This is a genomic window from Novacetimonas pomaceti, assembly GCF_003207955.1.
Taxonomy (GTDB): Bacteria; Pseudomonadota; Alphaproteobacteria; order Acetobacterales; family Acetobacteraceae; genus Novacetimonas; species Novacetimonas pomaceti.
Genome location: NZ_NOXG01000012.1, coordinates 52,402 through 77,643 on the forward strand (window position 1 = coordinate 52,402; position 25,242 = coordinate 77,643).

At 61.8% G+C, this 25,242-nt stretch carries 20 protein-coding genes, 4 pseudogenes and 1 riboswitch; of the genes and pseudogenes, 8 read left to right on the plus strand and 16 right to left on the minus strand.

The annotated features are described in order from the left end of the window. Positions 1-92 precede the first annotated feature (92 nt). A riboswitch (Fluoride riboswitch) is annotated at positions 93-173 on the minus strand. Between the two features lie 73 nt (positions 174-246). Further along, entirely contained in the window at positions 247-954 is a 708-nt protein-coding gene (locus CFR71_RS10525; RefSeq protein WP_110530867.1) for a hypothetical protein, read from the minus strand. Between the two features lie 215 nt (positions 955-1,169). On the opposite strand from CFR71_RS10525, the pseudogene CFR71_RS10530 reads away from it, so the two are divergent. The 5 genes and pseudogenes from CFR71_RS10530 to CFR71_RS10550 all read left to right on the plus strand — a co-directional run. Then, positions 1,170-1,706 (plus strand): annotated as a pseudogene (locus CFR71_RS10530) (transposase); the annotation flags it as partial. A gap of 446 nt (positions 1,707-2,152) precedes the next feature. Beyond that, the gene (locus CFR71_RS10535) at positions 2,153-4,738 is read left to right on the plus strand and encodes a TonB-dependent receptor plug domain-containing protein (protein ID WP_239020364.1); all 2,586 of its coding nucleotides are present in this window, start codon (positions 2,153-2,155) and stop codon (positions 4,736-4,738) included. A gap of 232 nt (positions 4,739-4,970) precedes the next feature. After that, positions 4,971-5,408, plus strand: a pseudogene (locus tag CFR71_RS16900) (flavin monoamine oxidase); the annotation flags it as partial. Next, a pseudogene (locus CFR71_RS17245) lies at positions 5,409-5,649 on the plus strand (SAM-dependent methyltransferase); the annotation flags it as partial. It lies immediately after the preceding pseudogene. 85 nt (positions 5,650-5,734) lie between these two features. Beyond that, positions 5,735-6,196, plus strand: coding sequence for a YbaK/EbsC family protein (locus CFR71_RS10550; RefSeq protein ID WP_110530871.1), 462 nt, complete (start codon positions 5,735-5,737; stop codon positions 6,194-6,196). A gap of 24 nt (positions 6,197-6,220) precedes the next feature. Here the strand turns inward: CFR71_RS10550 and CFR71_RS10555 are convergent. From CFR71_RS10555 to CFR71_RS10565, 3 genes and pseudogenes are all read right to left on the minus strand, one after another. Next, positions 6,221-6,835 (minus strand): annotated as a pseudogene (locus tag CFR71_RS10555) (IS5 family transposase). A 212-nt stretch (positions 6,836-7,047) separates the two neighbouring features. Then, positions 7,048-8,352 (minus strand): alpha/beta hydrolase, encoded by a 1,305-nt coding sequence (locus CFR71_RS10560; RefSeq protein ID WP_239020365.1) that lies wholly within the window; start codon positions 8,350-8,352, stop codon positions 7,048-7,050. A 142-nt stretch (positions 8,353-8,494) separates the two neighbouring features. Next, on the minus strand, positions 8,495-10,633 hold the full coding sequence (locus CFR71_RS10565) for a penicillin acylase family protein (protein WP_239020366.1): 2,139 nt from the start codon (positions 10,631-10,633) through the stop codon (positions 8,495-8,497). A 129-nt stretch (positions 10,634-10,762) separates the two neighbouring features. Here CFR71_RS10565 and CFR71_RS10570 point away from each other — a divergent pair, with 129 nt between their 5' ends. After that, complete coding sequence (locus CFR71_RS10570; RefSeq protein WP_239020367.1) at positions 10,763-12,076, plus strand: metal-dependent hydrolase family protein; 1,314 nt, start codon at positions 10,763-10,765, stop codon at positions 12,074-12,076. A 96-nt stretch (positions 12,077-12,172) separates the two neighbouring features. Here CFR71_RS10570 and CFR71_RS10575 read toward each other — a convergent pair whose 3' ends face one another. The 12 genes from CFR71_RS10575 to CFR71_RS10630 are packed head-to-tail and all read right to left on the minus strand — an operon-like array spanning position 12,173 to position 23,892. After that, complete coding sequence (locus CFR71_RS10575) at positions 12,173-12,487, minus strand: hypothetical protein (protein ID WP_207781368.1); 315 nt, start codon at positions 12,485-12,487, stop codon at positions 12,173-12,175. Next, positions 12,487-13,119: a cytochrome c oxidase subunit 3 gene (locus CFR71_RS10580; RefSeq protein ID WP_110530879.1), complete on the minus strand. Its 633-nt coding sequence runs from the start codon at positions 13,117-13,119 to the stop codon at positions 12,487-12,489. Before CFR71_RS10580 ends, CFR71_RS10575 begins: the two co-directional genes overlap by 1 nt. Continuing rightward, positions 13,112-14,752, minus strand: coding sequence for a cytochrome c oxidase subunit I (locus CFR71_RS10585; protein WP_110530881.1), 1,641 nt, complete (start codon positions 14,750-14,752; stop codon positions 13,112-13,114). Before CFR71_RS10585 ends, CFR71_RS10580 begins: the two co-directional genes overlap by 8 nt. A gap of 5 nt (positions 14,753-14,757) precedes the next feature. Next, entirely contained in the window at positions 14,758-15,756 is a 999-nt protein-coding gene (gene coxB / locus CFR71_RS10590) for a cytochrome c oxidase subunit II (protein ID WP_110530883.1), read from the minus strand. Next, on the minus strand, positions 15,753-16,565 hold the full coding sequence (locus CFR71_RS10595) for an SCO family protein (RefSeq protein ID WP_165832091.1): 813 nt from the start codon (positions 16,563-16,565) through the stop codon (positions 15,753-15,755). Before CFR71_RS10595 ends, coxB begins: the two co-directional genes overlap by 4 nt. After that, entirely contained in the window at positions 16,562-16,960 is a 399-nt protein-coding gene (locus tag CFR71_RS10600) for a hypothetical protein (RefSeq protein ID WP_239020368.1), read from the minus strand. Before CFR71_RS10600 ends, CFR71_RS10595 begins: the two co-directional genes overlap by 4 nt. Further along, positions 16,953-17,996 carry a hypothetical protein gene (locus CFR71_RS10605; protein ID WP_110530885.1) on the minus strand — a complete coding sequence of 348 codons (1,044 nt, stop codon included), beginning with the start codon at positions 17,994-17,996 and terminating at the stop codon, positions 16,953-16,955. The genes CFR71_RS10600 and CFR71_RS10605 overlap by 8 nt, the downstream gene beginning before the upstream one ends. Further along, complete coding sequence (locus tag CFR71_RS10610) at positions 17,993-18,499, minus strand: c-type cytochrome (protein WP_110530887.1); 507 nt, start codon at positions 18,497-18,499, stop codon at positions 17,993-17,995. The genes CFR71_RS10605 and CFR71_RS10610 overlap by 4 nt, the downstream gene beginning before the upstream one ends. After that, positions 18,496-18,984 carry a quinol:electron acceptor oxidoreductase subunit ActD gene (locus CFR71_RS10615; RefSeq protein ID WP_110530889.1) on the minus strand — a complete coding sequence of 163 codons (489 nt, stop codon included), beginning with the start codon at positions 18,982-18,984 and terminating at the stop codon, positions 18,496-18,498. The genes CFR71_RS10610 and CFR71_RS10615 overlap by 4 nt, the downstream gene beginning before the upstream one ends. Beyond that, entirely contained in the window at positions 18,981-20,363 is a 1,383-nt protein-coding gene (gene nrfD / locus CFR71_RS10620) for an NrfD/PsrC family molybdoenzyme membrane anchor subunit (RefSeq protein WP_239020369.1), read from the minus strand. Before nrfD ends, CFR71_RS10615 begins: the two co-directional genes overlap by 4 nt. Then, positions 20,360-23,251, minus strand: a complete 2,892-nt coding sequence (locus CFR71_RS10625; RefSeq protein WP_110530918.1) for a 4Fe-4S dicluster domain-containing protein — start codon at positions 23,249-23,251, stop codon at positions 20,360-20,362. Before CFR71_RS10625 ends, nrfD begins: the two co-directional genes overlap by 4 nt. Then, positions 23,239-23,892 (minus strand): cytochrome c3 family protein, encoded by a 654-nt coding sequence (locus CFR71_RS10630; protein ID WP_110530891.1) that lies wholly within the window; start codon positions 23,890-23,892, stop codon positions 23,239-23,241. The genes CFR71_RS10625 and CFR71_RS10630 overlap by 13 nt, the downstream gene beginning before the upstream one ends. A gap of 199 nt (positions 23,893-24,091) precedes the next feature. Between CFR71_RS10630 and CFR71_RS16200 the strand changes: the two genes are divergently transcribed. Both CFR71_RS16200 and CFR71_RS10635 read left to right on the plus strand, forming a co-directional pair. Then, positions 24,092-24,541 carry a hypothetical protein gene (locus CFR71_RS16200; protein WP_133251134.1) on the plus strand — a complete coding sequence of 150 codons (450 nt, stop codon included), beginning with the start codon at positions 24,092-24,094 and terminating at the stop codon, positions 24,539-24,541. Beyond that, positions 24,498-25,190: a glycosyltransferase family 2 protein gene (locus tag CFR71_RS10635; protein ID WP_110530893.1), complete on the plus strand. Its 693-nt coding sequence runs from the start codon at positions 24,498-24,500 to the stop codon at positions 25,188-25,190. The genes CFR71_RS16200 and CFR71_RS10635 overlap by 44 nt, the downstream gene beginning before the upstream one ends. Positions 25,191-25,242 lie beyond the last annotated feature (52 nt).

Sequence of the window (25,242 nt, forward strand, 5' to 3'; positions counted from 1 at the left end):
CGCGACCCCGCAGGATCGTGACCCGACCATATCCGGAATTTCGTAAAAACAGACCCATGACCGCAGACACACTCCTCCCTCTCATGCCATCTGGCGAGGTAGGAATCATCAGCCCTGCGGGCGGTTCGACCTTCGGAAATAAAAGTCAGGCAGAGTCCATTGCCTGCCCCCACATTCGCATCCGCGCCATGCTCAGGTCAAGCGCCTTGCCCGATCCCGCGCGCGGCCCCTGCCCCCTGCGTCCGCTCAGGGGCCGGGATGGGATGCCGCATCGTGGCCGTCCGTGCCGGTTCCGCCACCAAAGGAAGTCATGTCACCCGCCCCGTGCATGCCGCCATCGCCTCCCCCGCCGCCTTTATCCGACCCGTCTTTCTTGCCATCCTCCTTCGCGCGGCCACCGGATGACGATGTGCGCACCGGCCCCTGCATGGGAATGGCGAGGTCGGACGGGATGGGTTCGAGATCAAGCGCCTTGCGGATGAAACTGCGGAGCGAGACGACAAGGTTATGGGTATGCACACGCTGTCCCGCCACAAGTTCCCGTGCCGCCTGTTCGGCCAGGCGGACATGTTCCTCCGTGCCGAGAAGGATGATGTCCGACAGCGCGGCCTCCACCGCGTCGCGGATACGCCGCGCGCGTTCTGAACCCGCCTGCGTCCCCGTCTGGCCGGTCGTGTCATCACCCGGCAGCGTCGTGCCTTCTGGCATGATGCGGAGTTCACGGCGATGCCGTGGATCAACCGCCAGATCGCCGGTAAATGAACCGCCCAGCGTCCGGTAGGCCGCGATCAGGGTCCGCAGGCGTTCATTGATCTGGCGGTTCATGCGTTCGCGACGCTGCTGGATGACAACCATCATCAGCAGCCGGATGCCAACGCCAATCAACGTAATCAGCGACAGGCCGATCAGGGTGACCAGAAGGCTGTGCCACGAACTGAAATCGAGATTATGCACTTTTGGCTCCTGAAATAGGGCGTTGCGGTCATCGCGGCCCGCCCGGCGATGGAAGACGGGTCGGATCCGTGGCGAACAGGCAGGGACGGGTTTTCCCGGTCCATGATGACCGGCACGGCATCGATACCTTGTCTGTCACCCCCATTATGCCGTGTCTATGGCCTGTCAGGTCTTGAATGACGGAACGGACTGCATGGCTGTTTATGATGAGCATGATGCAGTCTGTCTTTTCCGATACCGCATGGTCCATATGGGAGCCTTTGATCGAGGAAGTCCGTCCGAAGGGCAAGACCCCGCCGAAAAACCTTCGACGGACGATCTCAGCGATTTTCTGGCGGCATCAGAGCGGCGCGAAATGGCGTGCCCTTCCGCCTGAGCTTGGTCCCTGGTGGATTGCCGCACAACGGTTCATTCGCTGGTCGAAGCTCGGTGTGTGGCAGCACCTCCTTGAAAAGGTCAAAGACCGGGATCAGGCCCTCGGCATGGTCTTTCTCGATGGCACGACGATCCGCGTATGCCCTGCTCGACGAACTACCACATCCACCGACCCATGTCGTTTGTGATCGCGGATATGCCTCGCACAAATTCCGTGAAGATCTTTGGAACCACGGATCGCGTCCTGTCATCCTGCCAAGGAAGAACGATCCCGAGATCGCCTGTCCGGATGGGCTTACAGACACCGGCATCTGGTCGAAAACCTGTGGGCAAGGCTCAAGGAATGGCGGGCTGTCGCAACCCGATATGAGAAGACAGCAGCATCTTTCCTCCTCGTCATCCTCATCGCTGCTACAGCAGACTATATCAAGGCCTGTCAGGCCCTAGGGGGCCGACAGCAACACCGTCAGAATGGCGGCATGACATCAACCGGCCAGAACTTATTCAACCCGCAAAACTGTCCGAACAAACGGACCCATCTCTCTGCATTACCAGCCTCTCTGCAAGCATTCGCATAATCATCTGACATCTCAATCGGAATTCCAACTTAATGCACCTTCGGTTTCCGGAATTACTCAACGTTTATGAGTATTGTTTCGTTAAGTTATTAAAATTGTAAGTATAATATGACACATGGCAGAGTGTAGCATTCCGGCAACGTACCAATATCGAAGCAATGGGATAGGTATTTTTTCCTCGATAATCATTACGTCCCGTTAATATCTTTTAATATCGTAAATCGATGGAAGAATCGCGGGGCATCATGAACAGACGAACTTCTCTCCTAATTACGACCATCTGCTCTTTTGTCTCTTTCGGAGCAGTCGCCGCCACACCCAACGGAAATCCTGTAACAAAGGAACAGAATCCAGGAAAAAACGGAGCCGCCCGCGCACGTCGTGCAACGACAGCGCAGACGCATCCGCGTGCTGCGCAAAACCTGAAGCAGGAGAACAACACAGGTGTAAACAGTTCCGGTGTAGAAACAATAAATGTGTCGACCGGCACGCACACAGTGAATCGAAAGGCGCGTGACAGCATGAGTCCCGTCTCGGTTGTCAGCGCGGCAACCCTGCGCCGTTCGGGTCAGATGAACCTGGCTGATGCCCTGACCCGCACCTATGCCTCGATCAATGTCAGCACCATGGGGGCCGATGCGGGCGCCCTGACTTCCGCCATTCGCATGCGCGGTCTGAACCCGAATGAAGTGCTGGTGCTTGTTGATGGCAAGCGCCGCCACACGACTGCCAACCTTTATGCGGATTCAGGCCCGGATTCAGGCTCGACCCCGGTTGACCTGAATATGATTCCGGCCAACGCCATCGATCATATCGAAGTGCTGGAAGACGGTGCGGCCGCCATGTATGGCTCCGATGCGATTGCCGGTGTAGTCAACATCATCACCAAGAAACAGGATCATGGCCTGAACCTGAGCGGCCAGACCGGCGCGAATGCCTATAACGGCGACGGCTGGGGCTACCAGCTCAATGCCGATGGCGGCATGAAACTGGGGCAGGATGGATTCCTGCATATCAGCGGCCAGATGTACCATACGGATCACTTCGTGGCCAACAACGCGCGGGACCACCGCCTGCTTGCTTCACAGCCTGCCGATGCCAGCAGTGCGACCTATACCGGCGTCAATGCCGGCAAGATTTCAGAACGCTCCAACAAGATCATGAGTACGCCGGAAGAAACACGTGAAAACCTGGCGATTGAATGGGGCAAGCAGTTTACGCCCGGTATCAATTTTTATGGGCTGATTACTTATGCCCATCGTCATGCGGAAGCTTATGAAAATTACCGCACTCCTACTGTAGGTGGCTCCTGCGAGGCCTGCGCCGCCATTGCGCCCTTTGGTTTCTCACCACTGGAAACCATGGAAGAAAACGATTTTGCCGCCACATTGGGCCTGAAGGGTGACAACTTCATGGGCTTCAACTGGGATATCAGTTCCACCTATGGTGAAGATATCGACAAGATCGGCAACAAGAATACCCTTAACACATCTTATGTTGCCGATTATGGATCCAGCCCCCGTAAGGCACGGGCTGAAAGCTACAGCATGGTGCAATGGACCAACAACGTCGATTTCCGCCGTCGTTTCAAGATCGGGGACGTTGTTCCGATGACGCTTGCTTTTGGCGCGGAAGAACGGATGGAATCCTACAACATCACCGCAGGCAATCCCGTCTCGTACATGGGGGGCGGTACGCAGGGTTATGCTGGCATCTCCCCCGGTTCGGCTGGCACATGGTACCGTGACATCTGGGCATGGTACCTGGATGGGGATTTCCGCCTGACCAGGAAGTGGGAACTGGATTTTGCCGGGCGGCTGGAACATTACACCGACGTGGGCAACACGGAAAATGGCAAGATTTCAACACGTTACAACTTTACCAAGCGTATCGCCATCCGTGGCACCATCAGCACGGGCTTCCGTGCCCCGACGCTGGCTGAATCACATTTTAGCGCCGTCAATGTTTCACCTACCGGTGCCAGTGGCCTGCTTGCCGCTGATTCGGCCGCGGCCCAGGCCATTGGCGCGACCAAGCTGAAGCCCGAGCGTTCGACCAGCGTCAGCGGTGGCATCGTGCTGGAACCTGTCGATGGTTTCCACGTTGAAGCCGACGTCTATCAGATCAATATGCGTGACCGCATCGTTCAGGATACGAATTTCGGCGGCTCTACCCCTTACGGTAATACAACACAGGGCGAGGTCGCGGCGCAGGCCATTGCCCAGCTGGCCTCCCTGCCAACCGGCTTTTCCGGTTATAACGATGTGTATGCAGATTATTTCACAAATGGTGCCAGCACCCGCACACAGGGCGTGGACATCAAGGCGGATTACATGTTCCGCTTCCATCAATATGGCAATCTTGCGCTGTCGATGTCGATCGACCTCAACCGCACCCGTCTGCATCATAACGGCGCGGACCTGAACCTTTCGGACATCGCGGCAATCACAACCGATTATCCGCGTAGCAAGATCATCCTGAATGCTTATTATACCTACAGGAACTGGGATTTTAATATCCGCCAGACCCGCTATGGCCAAACCAGTGACATGATGCAATATCAGGACTGGGGTCCTGCGGCCCTGCAGTACTCCAACAACGCCCTGCAGCAGTTCATCAATACGCCACACTGGCTGACGGATATTGAAATCGGCGTCCGGTTCAAGAAGAACTGGCACATGGCGGTCGGTGCCAATAACGTATTCAACGTGCGTCCACGCATGGTCCCGCAGGCGCTCAATGCACTGGGCGCCATGCCCTATGATGAAGATTCCGCCCAGATCCCCATGTATGGCGGGTATTATTACGGCCGCCTTAACGCCAACTTCTGATCCTGTCTGACAGCTGAAGTCAAAACGCATACGGCCCACGCCATGGGTATTTTACTGATGACGGGCATAGACCCTGCTGTTTTCTGCGATCATCCGGAACACGCAGACAGTTTGCAATCCGCCCAAGACCAGGGAGGCACGATCTTCATATCCGCTCACATTGTTTCCGGACAGAATCCGTTCCGAGCAATGGAGCCAGGTGCATCACGGCTGTTGTTATGGGAATTTTCTGGTGACAGACGCTCATCCGCGCAAGGCACCCACGCACAGGCAACTTTTAACACGTATTGGCATGCTTGCCGGTAGTGCCGCCCTGTATCAGGCCATGACGTCCATGGGACATGCGCAGGGTACGGATTTTAGAGACTGTTTGAAAAGACAGTCATGACAACTCACTGAAATCATAAAATTTTGTGAAGATTTTTATAAAAATCTTCACAAAGGCGGCACCCAGAAGGTCAGTTTCGCATCGGGCAATTACATCAATCCGGGTCCGTGGCGTATTCCCTATCACCATCAGGGCCTGCTGCATTACGGCCGCGAATTCGCGCGGGAACTGGAACCGTTTGTGGAACTGAAGCACGATTAATGGCTCCATTCGAGCAGGGCGTCTGATGGCATGGTTTCGGCCGATGAACATGACCACATCATGACCGCCATGCGGCAGTGGGTGCTGTCTCCTTCAAGCATGGTTCTGTTCATTGATGTGACGGCTCTGGCTTCCTCCTGTTGGATAGCTGGCTGCAGTCGATGGAATTGCTGCGTGATATCTCGCATGTGCGGGATTATTCATCGCTGAATGGGCGGCCTTTCTGGAGCAGGCCGCGCAGGAAGATGTAAAGGAATTCGGGATCGCGGCAGAGGGAAGTTTCATGATTGATGTTGGCAGTTTCCAGATGGCACTGTTGTGAACCGTTCCGTGATTGTCTTGAAGAAGTGCAGAATGTGTAATCATCCAGACGACCAACAGTTTTCCAGCATTGTGAGGGGATATAGATGAGCCGGGAATCCGTGCGGGCATTTTTCGAGGCAAACGCACCCGATATCGAACCTGTGGTGCTGACGGACAGTACTGCGACGGTGGTGGAAGCCGCTCAGGCGCTGGGCGTGCAGGAAGGGCAGATTGCCAAGACGCTTGCGCTAAAAGTTGGGGATGAGCGGATCCTGGTCGTCATGGCCGGGACGGGCCGGCTGGATAATCGCAAGACGAAGGATGCGTTCGGCAACCGCCCCCGCCTGCTGCCTGCGGACGAAGTGCTGGGACTGACAAGCCATCCCGTGGGAGGTGTATGTCCTTTCGGACTGCCGCAGCCTGTCAGAGTCTTTTGTGATACTTCGCTGCGTGCGTTTGACGAAGTCTGGCCGGCAGCAGGTGACCGGAACAGTTCCGTATGTCTGACGCCGGATCGGCTTGCAAAACTTGTTGGCGCAGAATGGGTTGACGTCAGCCAGCAGTGATGCCGGATCTGTTACAGCGTATCGTCAGTTAAGGAGGATAATGATTGAGGCGAACTGCGCGGCTGCGAGGAAGGTTGATTTCAGTTTATCGTAGCGGGTTGCGATGGCGCGGAACTGTTTGAGTTTATTGAAGAACCGCTCGACAAGATTACGTTTCCTGCAAAGAATGAAGTCGGTTTCCCGCTGCATCGTTCTATTGCGTTTTGGCGGTATGACCGGGATAACCCCGCGCTCTGTCAATCGGTCGATCAACCTGTCTGCGTCATACGCCCTGTCAGCAAGGAAGGCATCTGGATCGATGTTTTCCAGCACCGGTTCCGCCCGGTTGATATCCGCATCCTGTCCCGGTGTGATGTCGATCTCCATCGGATTGCCCAAGGCATCGCAGATAGCATGGATCTTTGTGGTCAATCCGCCCCGGGATCGTCCGATGGCCTGATCCGTGCCCCTTTTTTGAGGGCTCCGGCGCTGTGCTGATGCGCCCGGAGAATGGTGCTGTCGATCATCATGTATTCATTGTCATTGATCCACGTCGAGATGGCGGAATATCCTTTCGATCACACCAGTTTCACACCAGCGGCGCAGTCGCCGGTGCACGTTTTTCCAGTCCCCGAAGCCGCCCGGAAGAAGGTCTTGTATCCGCTCCTACTGGTCGTCACGTAAGCCATAGCGCCGCATCTGTTATTCTCCTCCAAAGCCGGAAAAACATTCAGCACAGAGCGACAAAAAGTACAACCCTCACCTCAAGCTCTCAGGGCTTAACTGACGACACGCCGTAGATACTCAACCGACCAGATCTTGCACGTCGGCTAAGGCCTGACAGGCCCCAACCAACCGGCCATGATCGCCGCTCAGTCCTGTTTCGGGGTATAGTCCCGCCACAGCCACAACAGGGCCTCTGGCAGGGTCTGGGCAATTGTCGCCCCATCTATGTGGCCCGCATTGCGTGACAGGACAAACTGGTAATCATATCCCTTGCGGCCCAGCACCCGCGCCATGTTTTCACTCGCCAGTACCCAGTCATGCATGCCATCGGGCATGGCGGGCGCGGGATAGAACAGGTCCTGATCCCCCGCAGCGAACCAGAACCGGATCGGCGCGCGGGGCGCATCTGGCATCAGGGGGGCCCCCGGCTGCTTTCCCGTCGCGTTCGGCGCGCCCGCCCACGGGGAATGATACTGCCACGCCCCGCCGGGCATCGCCGGGTCATGCGGCCATTGCTGGTTGGTCAGCGTGGGGGAATAGGCCAGAACGCGATGGTACAGGTCGGGATGGAACCATGCCATGCCAAAGGCCGCGCCGCCGCTGGAACTGACCCCCATCGTGGCCCGGCCGTCGGGATCGCGGGTCAGGCTTACCCCGGCCTGCTGCTGCGCCAGTGGCAGGACCTCGCGCTCGACCCATTCGGCATAGGTGCCCGAAGCCGTGTCATATTCCAGTCCACGCTCGCTGCCCTGCGCGTCCTGTCCACCCGCGCCGATGCCAATCGCGATCATGGGTGGCAGCCGATGGCTGGCGATCAGGACATCGAGGACGGCGAACAGGTCCCGGCCGGGATAGATGCCATCCGCCCCGCCATCGCCAAACACCACAAAGGGCGCCCTGGTGCCCGCCCTGTACTGCGCGGGTACATACACATCGACCTGCCGCGTCCACGGGGCGGGATGGCTTGCCATCAGGCGCAGGTCCGACGGATCGCCGGGTTCGGAATGGGCGGTATAGATCGCGCCATTGGGACAGTTGTCCGGATCGTCACGCGCGATGCCGTTCCTGAACAGGACGCTGTGTCCGGAATCCATGGTGAAGGAGACAACGCGCCCGTGCGGCACGCTGGCGGCTGTCGCGAATTCGGGCGCGACCGGGTGGGTTGGCCCCAGCACGAAATTGCCATTGACCGTGACCGGCGGCACGCTGCCATCGGGCAGGTCGCGCGCGGCGGGGTAATGCGCATCATGCGGGTCGCGCCGTGGCGGCATGCGATCAAGCGTCATTCCCGAAAGGTCGATGAAGAACGGGGCCTGCGGACGGGTGGTATTGGCCACGGGTGGCTGCGGGATGCGCAGGGACTGGCAGTCCGCGCGGGCCTGCCGCCATGGCGCGACAAGGCAGAGCGCGCCGATAATCAGGGGAAATGAAAGCCGTGTCCTGAAACCCAATATCAATATCCGTATCCCGTTTTCCATGAAGGGTGCCGACGCCCCGGTCAGATTGGCATGCCGGTCAGACCGGAACCCCACTCAAACACGCGACGCGTCCCATATCCACCCCGGCGTCCCGGCCCCACGGGGGCTGGGCTGATCAGCCGCCGGGCGCGTAACGCCGTTCCACATGGCCCCGCAACTGCGCGGGATGAAAATAGACCTCGCGCAGGTTCCCGTCGCTGTATCGCTGTGCCTGGTCGGTGAAATGACGCGAGGCCGGGTCGCTGCTCTCTCCCCCGGTGGAGACAGCCCACGCATGGACCCTGCGGCCGAATTCCACCACGGCGACGAAGCTGTTGCCGCTGGTGCCGTAATAGCGTTTCGTCCCCGGATAACGTTTCGCCCCGAACGAGGCGAGCGAGCCCCATATGGCGGACGTGAACGGGACGGCCATGCTCGGCTGCGCGTCGCTGAAGGGCTGGACCAGATCGCCATTGATCCGCTGGAAACGGTTGATCGTCCCCCACGGCACCTGCCAGCTGCCAAAATCATGCACCAGACGGTTTACCGCCGCGTCCAGCCGGTCCAGCTTTTCCGCATCGCTGACGCGCGTGGCCAGGCCATCGTAAATCGAGATCCCCTCTGCCGTGGCAAGCGGACGCACCCGTTCAAGCAGCCCGTCCCCCCAGAACACGGCCAGCGACGTCGCCGTGGAATCCGCGGCCCACCGATTGTCCCAGCCCCGCAGCAGCGCGACCGGCCCGGCCAGCCGTGCCTTCTGCGCGGCGCCAGCCGGCAGGTGTTCCCATGCGGAGACGAGCTGGGGCACCAGCAGCGCGAATTCGGGAAGCCACGGATCATAGGCCGCCTTCATCAGGGATCGGGCGGTGAAATCCCTGCCCCCGTCCAGCAGGCGGGTTGCGTGGATGCCACGCGGGTTTTCCCCGGCCATGTCCATGTAACGTGGATAGTTCTCCCGCCGTGGACTTTCGCCTCCCGAAGCCGACCAGGGCCAGTCGTTGGTGTTCATGACCCAGCCATCGGATGGGTTGATGACCTGCGGCAGTTCGGAAAGGGCATGCAGCCCGTGCCAGTCCGTCGCCGGGTCGCTGCCATCGACGGGATGGCGGTAATCGAACCTGTCGTCGCGGCGCGGCACGAACTGGGGATGAAGGTAGGCGATCTCCCCCTTCCGGTCCGCGAAGATGGTATTATTCGACGAGTTCGCCTGAAGCGCGGATATTTTCAGGAACTGCGCGTAATCCTTTGCCTTGGTGCGCAAAAATGACTGTTCCAGCGCGGGAACGGGCCGGTACATCAGCGCGGTGCTGATCCATCTGTCCCCTTCCGTCCTGACAACCGGGCCATGACGGGTGGTGTTGACGTTAAATTCGCGCTTGGCAAATCCGCCCGATGGCAGGCGTACCCGCACCATGACCCTGCGGGTTTCAACCGGAAGTTCCCTGTTGCCATAGCGGTAATAGACCCGGCCATCGTGGCGGGTGACCGTTTCGGCAAATTCGTCAACCACGTCGACACCGCTTGACGTGTGCATCCATCCGGCGTGGGGATTGAACCCCTGATAGATGAAAAACTGCCCCCACGTGACCGCGCCATAGGCATTGAGTCCCTGATCGCTGGTCATCTGCAGTTCGGAGCGGAAGAAGAAGCTGGTATGCGGGTTGATCAGCAGCAGCGCATGCCCGTCCGCTGTGCGGGAGGGCGCAATCGCGATCCCGTTCGACCCTTTCGGCTCCTTCGGTCTGGCGCCGCGTTCTTCCGCGTCCGGCGCGACGGGCCGGTTTTCATAGAATGCCTGCAGCCGCGTCAGCGAAATACGCTCCACATCGCCGCCGATACTGCCCTCGGTAAAGCTGAGGGCCATCCATGGCTCGAAATGGGTGATGACGCGCGGCTTTATCTGCGGATGCGTCCTGAGATACCAGTTCAGCCCATCGGCCCACGCATTCATCAGCCGTTTCAGCCATCGGGGGGACGTGGCATAATCCGCCTGCAGTCCGGCCGGATCGACAAACAGCCGCATGCGCAGATCCTGCCACAATGCGCTTTCGCCTTCGGCCTCCGCCAGCCGGCCGAGCGATACGAGGTAATTGGTCTCTACCCGGTTGAAATCGTCCTCCGCCTGCGCGTAGCTGGCGCCGAAAACGGCATCGGCATCCGTGCGTCCGCGCACATGGGCGATGCCCCAGTTATCACGGGTGATCGTCACCCTGCGGGCCTCGTGTTGCAGGCGGGCCGTATCATCGGGCGCGGCTGCATGCGCGCAGGGCATCATCCCGCAAGGCATCATCCCCACGTACATGGCCCCGAGAAACAGCATGCGGGAGGTTGCAACACGAAAAGGCAGGGTTATCATCGGCAAAAATCTATTCACAGGCGCAACGAGATGCAAGGTCGGGGGCGCATGCGCATGGGAAAGGCCGCGATGCGTTTCACGGGATATTTCACGCGATATTTTTTGGCCGCATGGCTGGTGACGCTCCTTGCGGTTCCGGCATGGGGCGATGCATGGGCCGATGACCTGCTGATCCGTCCCGCGCGGGTCTTTGACGGCATCGATCCCCATCCGCACGAAGGGTGGACGGTCCTGATCCATGACGGACGCATCGCGGCCGTCGGCCCGGCGACGGGCACGATGCCTGCGGGCGCACGCGTGATCGACTTGCCGGGCACGACGTTGCTGCCCGGCCTGATCGAGGGACATTCGCACCTGTTCCTTCATCCCTATGACGAGGCAAAATGGGACGATCAGGTCCTGCATGAACCGCTGGCGCTGCGCACCGTGCGCGCGACGGTCGCGGCAAGGGCGACCCTCATGGCCGGTTTCACCACGGTGCGTGACCTCGGGACCGAGGGGGCGGGTTACGCCGATGTCGGCCTGAAACAGGCCATCGAACAGGGCATCATCCCGGGGCCGCGCATGCTGGTGGCGACGCGCGCGCTGGTCGCGACCGGCTCCTACGGGCCAAAGGGGTTTGAACCCGGTGTCGCCATTCCGCAGGGCGCGCAGGAGGCGGATGGCCCCGAACTGGTCCGTGCCGCCCGGCAGCAGATCGCAGCGGGCGCGGATGTGGTCAAGCTTTACGCGGATTACCATTGGGGACCGGGCGAGCCCAGCCGCCCGACCTTCCTGATGGAGGAAATGCGCGCGGCGGTGGAGGCCGCCCATTCGGCCGGGCGGATCGTCGCCGCCCACGCGCATTCGGCCGAGGGGATGCGCCGCGCCATTCTCGCGGGTGTCGATACCGTCGAACACGGCACCGACGGCACGCCGGATGTCTTTCGCCTGATGCATGACCATGGCACCGCGCTCTGCCCCACCCTTGCCGCCACGGAGGCGATTGCCCGCTATCGCGGCTGGGACGGCAGGGAACCGGCACCGGAGTCCGTGCAGACCGGCCGTGCGAGCCTTGCCGCCGCGCGAAAGGCGGGCGTCACCCTGTGCGTCGGTGGGGATGTCGGCGTTTTCGCCCACGGGACCAACGCGCGTGAGCTGGAGGCCATGGTCGCCGCCGGGATGCCCCCTGCCGCCGTCCTGCAGGCAGCGACCTCCGGCAATGCGCGGATCTTCCATCTTGACGACCGGCTTGGCGTCATCCGGCCCGGCTATCTTGCCGATCTGGTCGCGGTCGATGGCGACCCCACCCACGACATCACCGCCCTGCGCGCGGTCCGTTTCGTCGCCAAGGGCGGCGTCATCATGCGAAATGGCGGGTAACGCGGGGCCGATTGCGCAGGATGCGTCGGGCATTCGACGCACCTGACTGATCGTTTCGTCAATATCGTGAAATTTCTCTGAGTTTTCCGATATTCGTCAGCGCGATTCATCCGGTGAGGCAGGGGCATGGTCCGGTCGGGAGGACATGGCGCTGCCCACGGCGAAATTTGTTCTGGTAAAACTGTCCAGACTGCCAAGGGAGAGCAGTATTACCAGCCAGAACAGTCCCCCCAATGCAAAAATCGCGGCCAGGGGCGGCGCCTGCGCGATGCGCATGAAGCCGAAAATGATAACCAGTCCCATCAGGACGGCACAGGCGCAGACGGCGGAGCTGAACCCCAGCCGCGCCATGGTCAGTTCCCCGGCAAGCAGCATCATGAGCAGGATCCAGCAGTACAGGACGCGCGCCATCAGTTCCGTCCGATCAGATAGAGGACCGGGAACAGGACGATCCAGACAAGATCGACAAAACTCCAGTAAAGTCCGACAATATCAACGGGTATGGTGGATATTTCCCTCCCCGCCTGCCTGCGGGTCCGATCGCATATCCACAGGATCAGTCCGATCCCCACCAGCATGTGCAGCCCGTGCAGCGCGGTGGAGATGAAATAGAAGCTGTAGAATAACTGCGCGCCACCATCATGCGGTCCGGAAATGGAAAAATTCGTTCCCGGGAAAAGATGTTCCTCAAATTCAAGATGCCATTCCCAGCTTTTGAGCATAAGGAAAACCATCCCAAGTCCGGCAGCACCCAGCCCGGCATGGATGATGCGGCGGCGGTCCCCTGTCCGCGCGGCTTCGACGGCAAGGGTGAAAACGGCGCTGCTGCTGAGCAGTACTACCGTATTGATGCTGCCGATCATGAGACTGGTATGCCGCACGCCCGCATCCCATCCGGCGGCATGCGTATGGGAATAGACCAGAACGATCAGGAACAGCCCGCCAAACAGCAGGATTTCACTGGCGAGGAACAGCCACATGCCGGAAACCGCCGATTCATCGCGATGCAGGGCCGTATCATAGGGCGTGATATGATCAGGCATGCGGAACCTCCTGACGGGCGGCGACATTCGCCTGATCCAGCGCGGCATAATCATAGGCGTCATGGGTGACGACGGGGGGATGGACAAAATTTTCCGTCGGCGGGGGGGAGGATGTCCGCCATTCAAGGCCGGTGGCCTGCCATGGATTGTCCGTCGCGCGCGCGCCGCGCAGCAGCGACCAGGCGAAATAGATCAGCGGCAGTATATAGGCGAGCGCAAGGATGCTCGCCCCGGCGGAAGACAGCACGTTGAGCACCTGAAACTGCGCCGGATAGGTCGCATACCGTCGCGGCATGCCTTCGTAACCAAGCAGGAACTGCGGAAAGAATGTCAGGTTGAAGCCAAAGAACAGCAGTGCCGCCGCCGTCCGTCCCCACATTTCGGGATACATGCGCCCCGTTATCTTGGGCCACCAGTAATGCAGCCCCGCGAAATAGGCGGATACCATGCCCCCCACCATGATGTAATGGAAATGGGCGACCACGAAATAGGTCTGCGTCAGGTGCACGTCGCTGGCGAGCGACGCCAGGAACAGCCCGGTCAGTCCCCCCACCGTGAACAGGCCGATGAACCCCATGGCGTACAGCATGGGCGCATCCAGCCTGATGGCCCCCCCATGCATGGTCCCCAGCCAGTTGAAGACCTTGATGGCCGACGGAACGGATACAAGGAAACTCAGCATGGAAAACACGACGGCGGCGTAAAGCGATGTCCCGGCCACGAACATGTGGTGTCCCCAGACCAGAAAGCCGATCGCCGCAATGGAAATGGAAGACCACGCCACGAAGCGGTAGCCGAAGACCTGCTTGTGGCAGAAGGTGCTGACCACCTCGCTCACGACGCCCATTCCCGGCAGGATCATGATATAGACCGCCGGGTGGGAGTAAAACCAGAACAGGTGCTGAAACAGCAGCGGATCCCCGCCAAGGGTGGGATCAAAGACACCGACACGGAAAAAATGCTCGAACGCCAGCAGCACCAGCGTGATGCTGAGCACAGGCGTCGCCAGGACGAAAATCACGCTGGTGGCATAAAGCGCCCAGAGCATGAGCGGCAGGCGATACCATGTCATGCCCGATGCCCGCAGCTGATGGATGCTTATGATGAAATTCAGGCCGGTGGCGATGGATGAAAACCCGCTCAGGAACACGCCCGCCACGACCGGGAGCACACGCCCCTGCGTATAGTCGGTGGAAAGCGGGGTATAGAATGTCCACCCGGTTTCCAGGCCGCCCCGGAACAGTCCGTACACCACCAACAACCCGGCCATGACAAACAGGTACCAGCTGATCAGGTTCAGGCGCGGAAAGGCAAGGTCACGCGCGCCCAGCATCAGCGGAACCAAGAAATTCCCCAGCGTGACGGGAATGGAGGGCACCAGGAACAGCCAGACCATGACAATGCCGTGCATGGTGAACATCCGGCCATAGGTCTCATCCGACAGGATGGCGCCCGTCGGCATGACCAGCTGCATGCGGATCAGGGCCGCCCCGATACCGCCGAGGATGAAAAACACGGTAATGGACGCCATGTAAAGCAGCGCGATGCGTTTATGGTCGGTCGTCAGCAGCCATGACCGCACGGTGCCATCCTGCCACAGGTAACTGCGTTCGCGATCGGCCGTCAGTGCCATGACATTCAGTTCCCTTCACGCGGGGTAACGGCATCCACCCCCATACCGGAGGAGGCAGAGGGCGATAATGTCTGGAGATAGGCAACAAGTGCCGCCAGATCGTCCTCACCCAGCACCCCACGAAATGACGGCATTTCGGTGCTATAGTTTCCCGGTTGCGAACGCGCGGGACCGCCATGCAGGATGGCGTCATGCAGAAACGCGCTATCCACCCTGACCGGGCGCCCGTCAGGCCCCGGCACCGTGCTGCCATACAGCCCCACCATGGAGGGCGCCCGGCTGGTATCGCGCGCGTCGGGCGCATAACGCCCCGAGACGTGGCAGCCACTGCACCCATTGCGGATGAACAGCATCTCCCCCGTTGTCGCCAGGCTGCCGCTGGCGGGCGTATGATCCAGCCAGTCGGCGTAATCGGTGCTGTTGAGGACAACCAGCGTGCCCGTCATGCGCGAATGCCCGATGCCGCAGAACTGCGTGCAGTAAAAACGGAACTGCCCGGACCGGGTGGCGACGAACCATATGCTCTGGTACCGCCCGGGCAGGACATCGTGCTTGATGCGCAGCACGGGGATGGAAAAATCATGGATGACATCCTCGGACGTCAGCAGCAGCTGTACCGCCCGGCCCATCGGGACGTGCAGCATGTTGATCTCGCGCTGGCCGCCGGGATACTGGACCTTCCACATCCACTGCTTGCCGGTCACATAGATCTGGATTGCCCCTGACGGGGGCTGGAACCCCACCACGTACAACCGCGCCGCCCACAGGAACAGGAGGAAGAAAATCACCAGCGTGGCCGAGGTCCAGCCGATTTCAAAACGCCAGCTCTTGTGGACCACGGCCTCATGCGAAAGGGGAACCCTGCTGCCCACCCTGAAGCGGATGATGTTGATCGTCATCAGCCCGAACACCAGACCCAGCACCGCCAGGCTGATCAGCAGCAGCCCCGCCAGCAGGATATCGATCCGCGTGGCATGTGCCGATGCTTCGGGAAGCCAGCTCATCCCTGCCGCCGCCTGTGGGCCAGCACCATGACCGCCCCCAGCATCAGCACCGTCAGCACGCCACCGATGCGCAGCAGCTTTTCGATCGCCAGCGTGTAACGTCCGCTCACCTCGTCATAATGAAAGCACAGCAGCAGGATGGGCGATGCCGCGACACGATCCCCGCGCGCGGCATGCGCCAGCGCCTGCCGCACATCGCCCGGCTGGTATCCGACACCCAGCACATAACCGGACACCATGCCGGCCGGGGTAATGAAGATCAGCCCCATGGGATGGAGGTACTGCCCCAGTTTCGCGTCATATCGCGCATGAAACCCCACCGCCTGCGACAGGCGCCGGATGCCGGCCGGATCGCCGGTCAGGAAATGCCATCCCTCCTCCGCCCCGCTGGTGGGAAAACGCGCCATGTCCTCCCCGCGGGCCTTGCGTGCCACGGCGGGCGTTTCCGCCGGATCGATGCTGACCACCACCAGCGTATAATCACCCGGCGTCTTCAGGCCGCTGCGCGCCAGCGCATGCAAAAGGTCCTCGCGTTCGAGCGCGCACAGGTTGGGACAGGCATAATATCCCATGGAGATGATGGCCGGGCGCCCGCCAAGGAACGCCCCCAGCGGCAGCGCCCGTCCGGTCGTGTCGGAAAAACGGGCATCAAGCGGCAGCGCGCTTCCCTGCCGGGGGGTAAAGGCCAGCGCCTGCATCGCCCCCTCCTCCGCCCGGAGGGGAGCGGCCCACATCAGCATCCACATGCATGCTAGTGCTGCCGACAGCCCCGCCTGGCGTTTCCATGACGTCATCGGATAGCCGTTCATGGTCCTGTCCCCCCTTTCGCGGGCCAGTCCGGGATGCCTTCGCGCGCGACCTGCTCCATGGCCTGTCCGATGGGAATGTGACCGATGCCGCGGGCAGGATCGGTCCAGCCGAAACCATTCAGCGCGGCCATGTCGCGCGCCGCGAATGCCGACATGTCGGCCGCGGGGTCCGACTGCAACGCCGGGCGCGACATCACCGGGAATGGCGGGCGGAGCAGACGGTCCAGCGATCCCTGCGGAAACAGCACATCGGCCAGCATCACCAGCCCCCCGACGGCAAGGCCGATAACCACGCCCCCCACGATAACCGCGCGCAGCGACACATCGCGCGTTTCATGGTGGATCCCCTCATGTTGGATCCCCTGCGCGTTGTCGGGTGAATGAGGCTCAGACATGGGCGCCATCCATCCGCATCCGGGGCGATGGCGCGCCTTCGCGTTCCATATGTCGCGCGACCAGCAGGGCGCTCCCCCCGCCAAGGACGACAAGCGAGCCCAGAACCCCGAACAGCGGGAAAGGGTCCATCCATGTCGGCAGGACCAGCCACAGGTTGCGCAGCGTTTCCATGCCCACCAGCAGTCCCGCCACCCTCAGGACAACACCCCGCCGTACCTGAAGCGGCGATGCAACCAGCAGCCCGAAAGGCAGCACGAAATGCAGCATGACGACCCCGACGGCCACCATTCCCCACGTCCCCCGCAGGCGGGGGCCATACCATGCGGCCTCCACCGGCAGGTTGGACTGCCAGACGATCAGGAACTGCATGAAATCCAGATAGGCCCACAGGACCGTCAGCCCCAGCATCAGGCGCGCCAGATCCCGCGATACCACCACCCCTGCGCGCGTTCCCTCCATCAGGACGGCAATCGCGAATGCCTCCAGCACCGCCCCGGCAGAGGCAATCAGCCCATAGGCGCTGGAACTGAAACGCGCATCGAGGGATTCCGTCAGGTCGATCGCGGCGAACCCGAACGTAAGGGCCAGCGCGATCAGTCCCGCGGGCGCGACACGCGCCAGATCCCCGCCCCGCAGGCAAAGGACCCCAAGCCCACCCCAGACCAGCAGATAAAGCACCACCCGCCCCAGGGCGAATGGCCCGTTGAGGTAGAACCCGTTGGGCAGTGGCCCATCCGGATGCAGCCAGGGATACAGGTCGCGCGCGCCCCACATCACCCCCGCCAGCGCCAGCAGGCCCAGCGGCAGCGTCACGATCCCCCCACGCAGCGCAGGCCCAAGCGCATCGCCCCAGCGGCCGCCAGTCAGGGCATGGACAAGCAGCAGCGCCATGCTGCCCAGCGGCCATCCAACCCATGCGGCGCAGACCGCAAGCCATGCCGGAAAGACCGCGTGCGGCATATAGGCAGCCCCCCACACGACCGCCGCCAGCGTCGCCAATGTAACGATGGCCGTCATGGTGCGCGCGCGGTTCATTGCGCGCCTGCCTGCTGTATGGGCGTCATGTCGGCGCGCGTGGCATGCTGGCTGCGCCGCAGGGCAAAGAGATACGCGACAATGGCCCAGCGATCGTCGGGCACGATCCTCTGGGCAAAGCCATACATGATCCCCTGCCCCGACGTGATGATGCCATACAGGCGTTCTGGCAGGGCGGACTGCCCCTCCTCCGTCGCCAGCAGGGGCCGGGGCGCGGGAAAGCCCCGCTGCACCACCATACCGTCGCCAGCACCCGTTTCCGCATGGCACGGCACGCAGAATGCGTGATACTCGCCGCGCCCGCGTCGCAGCAGCGCCATCGTCACCGCAGGGGCAGGATGCGGGGCGTCGTGATATTCCACGCTGCCCTGCGCGATGTCCGCAGGCGCGCTTTCCCGGCTGGCGTAAGGGTTTTCCTTATGCTGTTTCGACATGTCGTCACAGCCCGTGAGCAAAAGCGCAAGCACGACGGGAACGACGCAGGCGTGCCGCGCGGGGGTCATGAACCGACCACCTCGATGGACAGCGGATCATGACGGGCCAGTATTTCACGCACGCCGGACATATCGCCCGTGCACGCCACGACGACATGGCCGCCTGCCATGACATCGCGCATGGCGACGGCATCATCCACCGGGTCATACAGGCGCGGCAGGCGCATCGTGATGAAATAGCCGAAAATCCCCGCCAGAACCGCGCCCAGCACCGCCAGTTCAAAGGTCGCGGGGATATAGGATGGCCATGAAAAATCCGGCCTGCCGCCGATATCGAGCGGATAACTGATGGTCGTGGCATAGGCCTGCATGCCAAACCCGCCCAGTCCCCCCATCATGCCACCACCCAGCATCACCAGCGGCAGGATCGACCATGCGCCCTCCTCCTGCGGTTGCGTCGCGCCATAGGTTTCAACCGCGCATCCCGGCACCCGCCGCAGTTCGGCGGCGGCGTCATGCATGGCGGATTCGGTGGCAAAGGCCGCGACGATCATGGGCCGTCCCCCAGCATCGCACGCATTTCAGCCATCGCCAGCATGGGAATGAAGCGCACAAGCAGCAGGAATGCCGTCAGGAACAGGCCGATGGTGCCGCACAGCAGGCTCCATTCCCACACGGTGGGCGTATATTGCCCCCATGCGGATACAAGCTGCGTGCGCGCCAGGCTGGTCACGATGATCTGGAAACGCTCAAGCCACATGCCAACCAGCACGCCCAGGCAGATCGGCCAGACCACCGCCGGATTCAACCGGATCGCGCGCCACCACAGCAGTTGCGGAAACACGATGTTCAGGATGATCGTGCCCCAGTAGACGGGCGCGTACAGGCCATGCAGCCTGAAGGCGAACATGGTCCGGTCGGCCTGGTCGGGGCCATAGAATGTCGAAAAGACATCCATGACATAGGCATAGGCGACGCAAAGGCTGCTCGTCAGCAGCAGCCTGCCCAGCACGTCGACATGCCGGTCGGTGACATAGGGTTCCAGCCCCAGTGCCGGCCGCAGCGGCAGGAGCACAAGCAGCACGATGGCAAAACCGGACAGCGCCGCGCCGAATACGAAAAATGGCGGGAATTCGGTGGAATGCCACCCCGTTGCGGCCCCCCCCGCGAAATCCATGCCGACAATGCTGTGGACCGATACGACCAGTGGCGCCATCAGGGCCGCCAGCACGCCATAGACCGGACCGTAATGCCGCCACTGCCGGGCGGAGCCACGAAACCCCAGCGCCAGCACGCCATAGAACACCTGCTGCCAGCGGCGTTGCGCCCGGTCACGCAGGGTCGCCAGATCCGGCAGCAGCCCGAAATACCAGAACAGGATGGAACACGTGACATAGGCCAGGATGGCAAAGAAATCCCAGACCAGCGGGCTGCGGAACTGCGCCCACAATCCCATCGTGTTGGGATAGGGAAACAGCCAGTAGAAGAACTGTGGCCGCCCCAGGTGCAGGATGGGAAATATCGCAGCGCACAGTGCCGCGCATAACGTCAGGCTTTCGGCCAGCCGGTTGAGCGACGTCCGCCATGGCGCGCGCAGCAGGAAAAACAGCGCGGAGATGAACGTGCCGCCAGAGGCGATGGCGATCCACCAGACATAATTGAGAATGTCGAAGCCCCAGGCCACGGGCCAGTCGATCCCCCATATCCCCAGCCCGGCATAAAACAGCCACGCCACGGACACGGCGCCCATCCCCACCAGCAGCAGCGCCACGCCAAGGCACATCCACCACCACATCGGGGTCCACATGCCGCCATCCGGGCGCAGGGTCGCCACGCAGACGCGCTCCGTCAGGGAAGCAGGCGTTTCCTGCGGGTAAATGAGGGGATCATTCCCCTGTGTCACGTCCACATCCATGCCCACGCCGCGCGTCATGATCCGATATCCGGATTACGGTTGCGGATGCGTCCTTCATACGTCACGCGCGGGTACGTGCCCTGTTCTGGCAACGCGGCATAGCTCAGGGGGCTGGCCTTGTGGCGCGTGACTTCGGCCGCAGGATCGTGGATATCGCCAAAACTGATGGCCCGCGTGGGACAGGCCGCCTGACAGGCCGTGACCACCTGTTCGGCCACGCCATCACGATCCGTGGCGATGCGCGCCTGCGCGATGCGCTGCACGCAGAACGTACATTTCTCCATCACCCCGCGCGTGCGGACGGACACATCGGGGTTGCGGCTGATGGCGGGACGGTTTTCGTGTTGCGCGAACGCGAAATAGTTGAACCGCCTGACCTTGTAGGGGCAGTTGTTGGAACAGAACTTGGTCCCGATGCACCGATTATAGACCATGACATTCAGGCCTTCGGAATCATGTGTCGTCGCCCCGACCGGACAGACGGTTTCGCACGGGGCCTGTTCGCAATGCATGCACAGCATCGGCTGAAAGAACGTATCGGGCGCATCCGGCGTTCCTTCATGGAAACGGTCAATCCGCAGCCAGTGCATTTCCCGCTGGCGCAGCACCTCGTCACGTCCCACCACGGGAATGTTGTTTTCCACCTGGCACGCCGTCACGCACGCATTGCATCCGATGCAGGCATTGAGGTCGATGCTCATTCCCCATGCGACGGGACCATCGGGTGGTCGTCGATACAGGCTTGCATCGGGTTCCTGCTTCCCCGCCAGAAAGGCGGGATTGCCGCGAAACTGCTCCAGCGTGCCGTGACGCGCGATTTCCGATGGCGCTGTCCCGATGATCGTGGCGTGGTGTTCCGTGCAGGCGACGGGGATGGCGGTTTCCTTTGCCACCTCGATCCGCAGGGGACCTGGGGCATCGCGGAAGGGATACAGGTCGGTCCCGACATCATCGCCTGTCGCGCCCGCGTGCTGGCGGCCCCATCCCAGCAGGCCGACCACACATCCCGACGCCTGTCCGGGCTGTATCCATACAGGCAGCCGGGCGCGCGCCTGTCCCTGTGAAAGGGTCACCACGTCCCCGTTGCGCAGTTTCATGTCCCGCGCAAGGTCGGGGGGGATCAGCAGCGGATTGTCCCACACGACCTTGCTCAACGGCCGGGGCAGTTCCTGCAGCCATGGATTGTTGGCCCCCCGCCCGTCCCACAGATAGGGATCAGGCCGGAGCAGCAGGACAGGCTGCGCGGCGCTGCGGGGAAACGACGCCGGGGACGCAACCCGGCTGGCCGCGGGCTGCAGGAGCGCATCGATGCTGCGGCAGGCGGTCCCCGCGATGATGCCGGTGGCAAGGGCATCGTGCCAGTCCCGTTGGGATGGCAGCAGATCGCGCCACGTCGCGCGCACCATGTCGATGGCCGGCCGCAACGGCAGTCCCACGCAGGCATGCAGCGCTGCCAGCGCGTTCATCCCGCCATAAAGCGGCATGGCCTGCGGCTGGATCAGGGCCACCGTGCCATCATGCCCCCGCGCATCGCCCCAGTCCTCCATCCCGTGGGCCAGCGGAACGTGCCAGTTCGTGGCGACGGCCGTTTCATGCGGGCGGTCCGCAAGGGTGATGCTGGTGGGGACATGACGCAGGGCGGCGGCAAGGCGCGGAACCTGATGGACCGGATTGACATCAACGATCAGCAGCGCCTCCACCCGGCCATCTTCCATGTCCTCCATCAATGTCGGCAGGTCGTCGACCGGGGATGGCGTCCGGTATTCCGGCGGTTCAAGGACATCGAAGGCACGCCCCCGGCCGCCAAGGGCCTCGTTCATGGCATGGACCGTGGCATGGACCTCTGGCGGGTGATCGGGTCCCAGATGGATGAACGCCCGCCCCCGGTGGGCGCGCAGGTCGCGCATGACCGGCCCCAGCCATTCCGGGCCGCCCGATGGCGCTTCACCTTGCAGCAGTCCCGCCGATAACCGGCCAATGACCTCGTCCAGCATCACGGGGGACGCGATGAAGCGATGGTCCGCCGCCACGCCTGTCAGCGAGGGGGTGGCTTCCACCGCGTACAGGCGGTTCATCGTCCCGCGCACGGGATTGCGCCGCATGGCAAAGTCCCGGGCAAAGGCAAGATGTCCCGGCGCGCTGTCCAGCAGATCGCTGTCCAGCGCCAGCACGACATCAGCCTGCGTCAGGTCGGGCAGGACCGAAACCGCCTGGCCATAGGCAAGCATCCCCCCCTGACGGACATGCTGTCGCCCGATCGCGTCCCACTGATGCCAGATCGCCCCCGGATATGCCTGCATGATCTGCGTAATCGCCCGTCCCATGGTCGGCGACGTCACCGTGCCTGTGAGGATGCGCAGTCCGGTTCCCGAACGAGTGCCGTCGGGACGACGCGGGGCCATGACGGTGGAACGCATCCGCTGCATTGCCCCGGTCAGGTCCTGCCACGATGCGGGCATGCCGTGATGCAGGGGGCCGATTGCCCGGTCGGGGTCATAAAAATCGTGGATCAGGGCCTGCGCCATCACGTCCGTGCCCCCACGGCTGCCGGGATGGGCGGGGTTTCCCTCGACCTTGATGGGACGGCCCATCTGATGGGTGACCAGAATGCCTTCGGCGTATCCATCGCGCACATGTGCGGTGGCATAGATATTGGGCACGCCGGGAACCACCCTTTCGGCCGCGCGCACGGCCGAGACGAAACCACGATCGGGCGTTCCCGGGTCGCATCCCTTCAGCCCGCCACTGGCCAGCGCCAGCGCCAGAAGCCTGAGCGTGCGCCTGCGGTCCAGCGCATGTGACAGGGCGCCCTCCAGCCGGGGAAACTGCCGGACCAGCTCGTCATCCGGCAGTCCCGCCAGCCGATCAGATGCGTCCGCGCCGCCGCTCCGGCCTAGCGGTGGCATATCGAACATTCCGTCAGGTTGCGCCCGCCCACATGATACCGCGCCATCAGCGCGGCCGGGGTGGGCGTGGCGGCATCGCGATGCCAGTCGGTATCGAAGATGCTTTCGGCCGGGCGCAGTTGGGGGCCGGGATCACGATGACAGTCAAGGCAGAACCGCATCGTAAGCGTCCTTGCCTTGTAGGTCAGCGGCATGGCCGCGACATTGCCATGGCAGCTTTCGCAGCCGACGCCCTTTGCGACATGGATGCTGTGGTTGAAATAGACATAGTCAGGAACATTGGTCACGCGCTGCCAGGTCATCGGAACATTCCTGAGGAAACTGTCACGGACGTTCGCCAGGACCCCGGCATTCGTCCATATCTGTGAATGACATGTCATGCAGGTGAAGGTGGGCGGCATGCTGGCCTGCGCGCTACGTTCCACGCTGCTGTGGCAGAACCGGCAATCCAGGCCGAGACCCGCCACATGATGCTGATGGCTGAATGGAACGGCCTGTTCGACCGTCCATCCCACACGCCGGTCGTAATCGGTGTATGGCCACGCGAACCACACCATGCACCCGCTTATGACCACAAAGGCGATCCCGATCAGGCATGTGGTCATGATGACATTGGCGCGGGGGGTGAACGGCGCTGCCATCTGTTTCTTTTCCGTTCTGGATATCGCGTTTTATATCCGGACCCTTGCATGTCCGGCTCATGTCCGGCCTCCCCTGGCGTTTTTCAAAAACCGGCGGGGATCACCATGACATCCGTTCCGGAGGTTCCGTGGGGCAGAACGTCACCAGCCGGAGAAACGATCCCTTCACAACGCGGTGATTGACAGGCACGCCCTGACCGTGGCGGGAAACATCATTCCTGTTTTTGAAAAGGCACGGTCAATAAAACATATTTTCAGAACACAAAAATACATGTCGTTACTGATGGGCGATGATCAGGGATTTCCATCCTCCCCCTCACCTCCATGCCCCGGTCACGCATTTTTCCTGAACACATGTTCTGCATATTATCGGGCAGGACTTATTCTTTCGAAAATCCTCTTATCCAGCAATATGCAGAATGATGGCTCGATTCCCTGTATCCGCGTGCATGGCATGGTTCACCGGACCGACCGGCAGGGCTTTTTACAGGCCTGGCGTAAACCGGCAGGATATTACCGGAATGACGCCGGGCCATTCCTTTTCTGGCGCATGCAACCGCGACATCTGGCCGGACGTTTACCGATCCCCTTTCAACGGGTGATCCATGTCGCCTGCCCGTTCCCTTGTCGCTGCCATTCCCGTGCGTAACGAGGCGGATCGTATCGGCTGCTGCCTGCGTGCCCTTGCGACGCAGCAGGGCACCTGCCTGACCCATGCCGTGCTGCTGATAAACAACAGCACCGACAGTACGGCCGACAGGGTGCGGGCCGTGATTCCCTGCCTGCCTTTTCGTGTCTGCGTGGTCGAACGGACATATCCGTCGCCCATGGCCCATGCCGGAACCGCGCGGAGCGACGCCATGAAAGTGGCTGCCGCGATGGCGGGACCGGACGGCATCCTGCTGACGACTGATGCCGATGGCGTTGTCGCGCCGGACTGGCTGGCCCGCAATCTTGCCGCGCTGGACAACGGGGCCGATGCTGTGTGCGGACGCGCGTTTATTGATCCGGCGGAGGCCCGGCTGCTTCCTGCATGCCTGCATGACGACGACCGAGCGGAAATGGCCTATGCCACGATGCTGGACCACATCCATGACCTGATCGATCCCGATCCGCATGACCCGTGGCCGCGCCATACGGAACATTCCGGCGCCAGCATCGCCGTACGCGTGGGGGCATGGCGGCAGGCGGGCGGCGTCCCGCCCCTGCCGCTGGGCGAGGATCGTGGATTCCTCATGGCGCTGCGCAACGTCGACGCGGATTTCTCACACTTGAGGCAATTTCGGGTCATTTTGTAGAATTCAGTCATCCCACAGGAGCCCGATCTGGAATATTGACGATATTCTGCTT

Coding starts and splice junctions, on each gene's coding strand:
- CFR71_RS10535 (WP_239020364.1), top strand. CDS start 2,153: ATGAACAGACGAACTTCTCTCCTAATTACGACCATCTGCTCTTTTGTC.
- CFR71_RS10550 (WP_110530871.1), top strand. CDS start 5,735: ATGAGCCGGGAATCCGTGCGGGCATTTTTCGAGGCAAACGCACCCGAT.
- CFR71_RS10565 (WP_239020366.1), bottom strand. CDS start 10,633: ATGATGCCCTGCGCGCATGCAGCCGCGCCCGATGATACGGCCCGCCTG.
- CFR71_RS10570 (WP_239020367.1), top strand. CDS start 10,763: ATGCGCATGGGAAAGGCCGCGATGCGTTTCACGGGATATTTCACGCGA.
- CFR71_RS10575 (WP_207781368.1), bottom strand. CDS start 12,487: ATGGCGCGCGTCCTGTACTGCTGGATCCTGCTCATGATGCTGCTTGCC.
- CFR71_RS10580 (WP_110530879.1), bottom strand. CDS start 13,119: ATGCCTGATCATATCACGCCCTATGATACGGCCCTGCATCGCGATGAA.
- CFR71_RS10585 (WP_110530881.1), bottom strand. CDS start 14,752: ATGGCACTGACGGCCGATCGCGAACGCAGTTACCTGTGGCAGGATGGC.
- coxB (WP_110530883.1), bottom strand. CDS start 15,756: ATGAGCTGGCTTCCCGAAGCATCGGCACATGCCACGCGGATCGATATC.
- CFR71_RS10595 (WP_165832091.1), bottom strand. CDS start 16,565: ATGAACGGCTATCCGATGACGTCATGGAAACGCCAGGCGGGGCTGTCG.
- CFR71_RS10600 (WP_239020368.1), bottom strand. CDS start 16,960: ATGTCTGAGCCTCATTCACCCGACAACGCGCAGGGGATCCAACATGAG.
- CFR71_RS10605 (WP_110530885.1), bottom strand. CDS start 17,996: ATGAACCGCGCGCGCACCATGACGGCCATCGTTACATTGGCGACGCTG.
- CFR71_RS10610 (WP_110530887.1), bottom strand. CDS start 18,499: ATGACCCCCGCGCGGCACGCCTGCGTCGTTCCCGTCGTGCTTGCGCTT.
- CFR71_RS10615 (WP_110530889.1), bottom strand. CDS start 18,984: ATGATCGTCGCGGCCTTTGCCACCGAATCCGCCATGCATGACGCCGCC.
- nrfD (WP_239020369.1), bottom strand. CDS start 20,363: ATGACGCGCGGCGTGGGCATGGATGTGGACGTGACACAGGGGAATGAT.
- CFR71_RS10625 (WP_110530918.1), bottom strand. CDS start 23,251: ATGCCACCGCTAGGCCGGAGCGGCGGCGCGGACGCATCTGATCGGCTG.
- CFR71_RS10630 (WP_110530891.1), bottom strand. CDS start 23,892: ATGGCAGCGCCGTTCACCCCCCGCGCCAATGTCATCATGACCACATGC.
- CFR71_RS10635 (WP_110530893.1), top strand. CDS start 24,498: ATGTCGCCTGCCCGTTCCCTTGTCGCTGCCATTCCCGTGCGTAACGAG.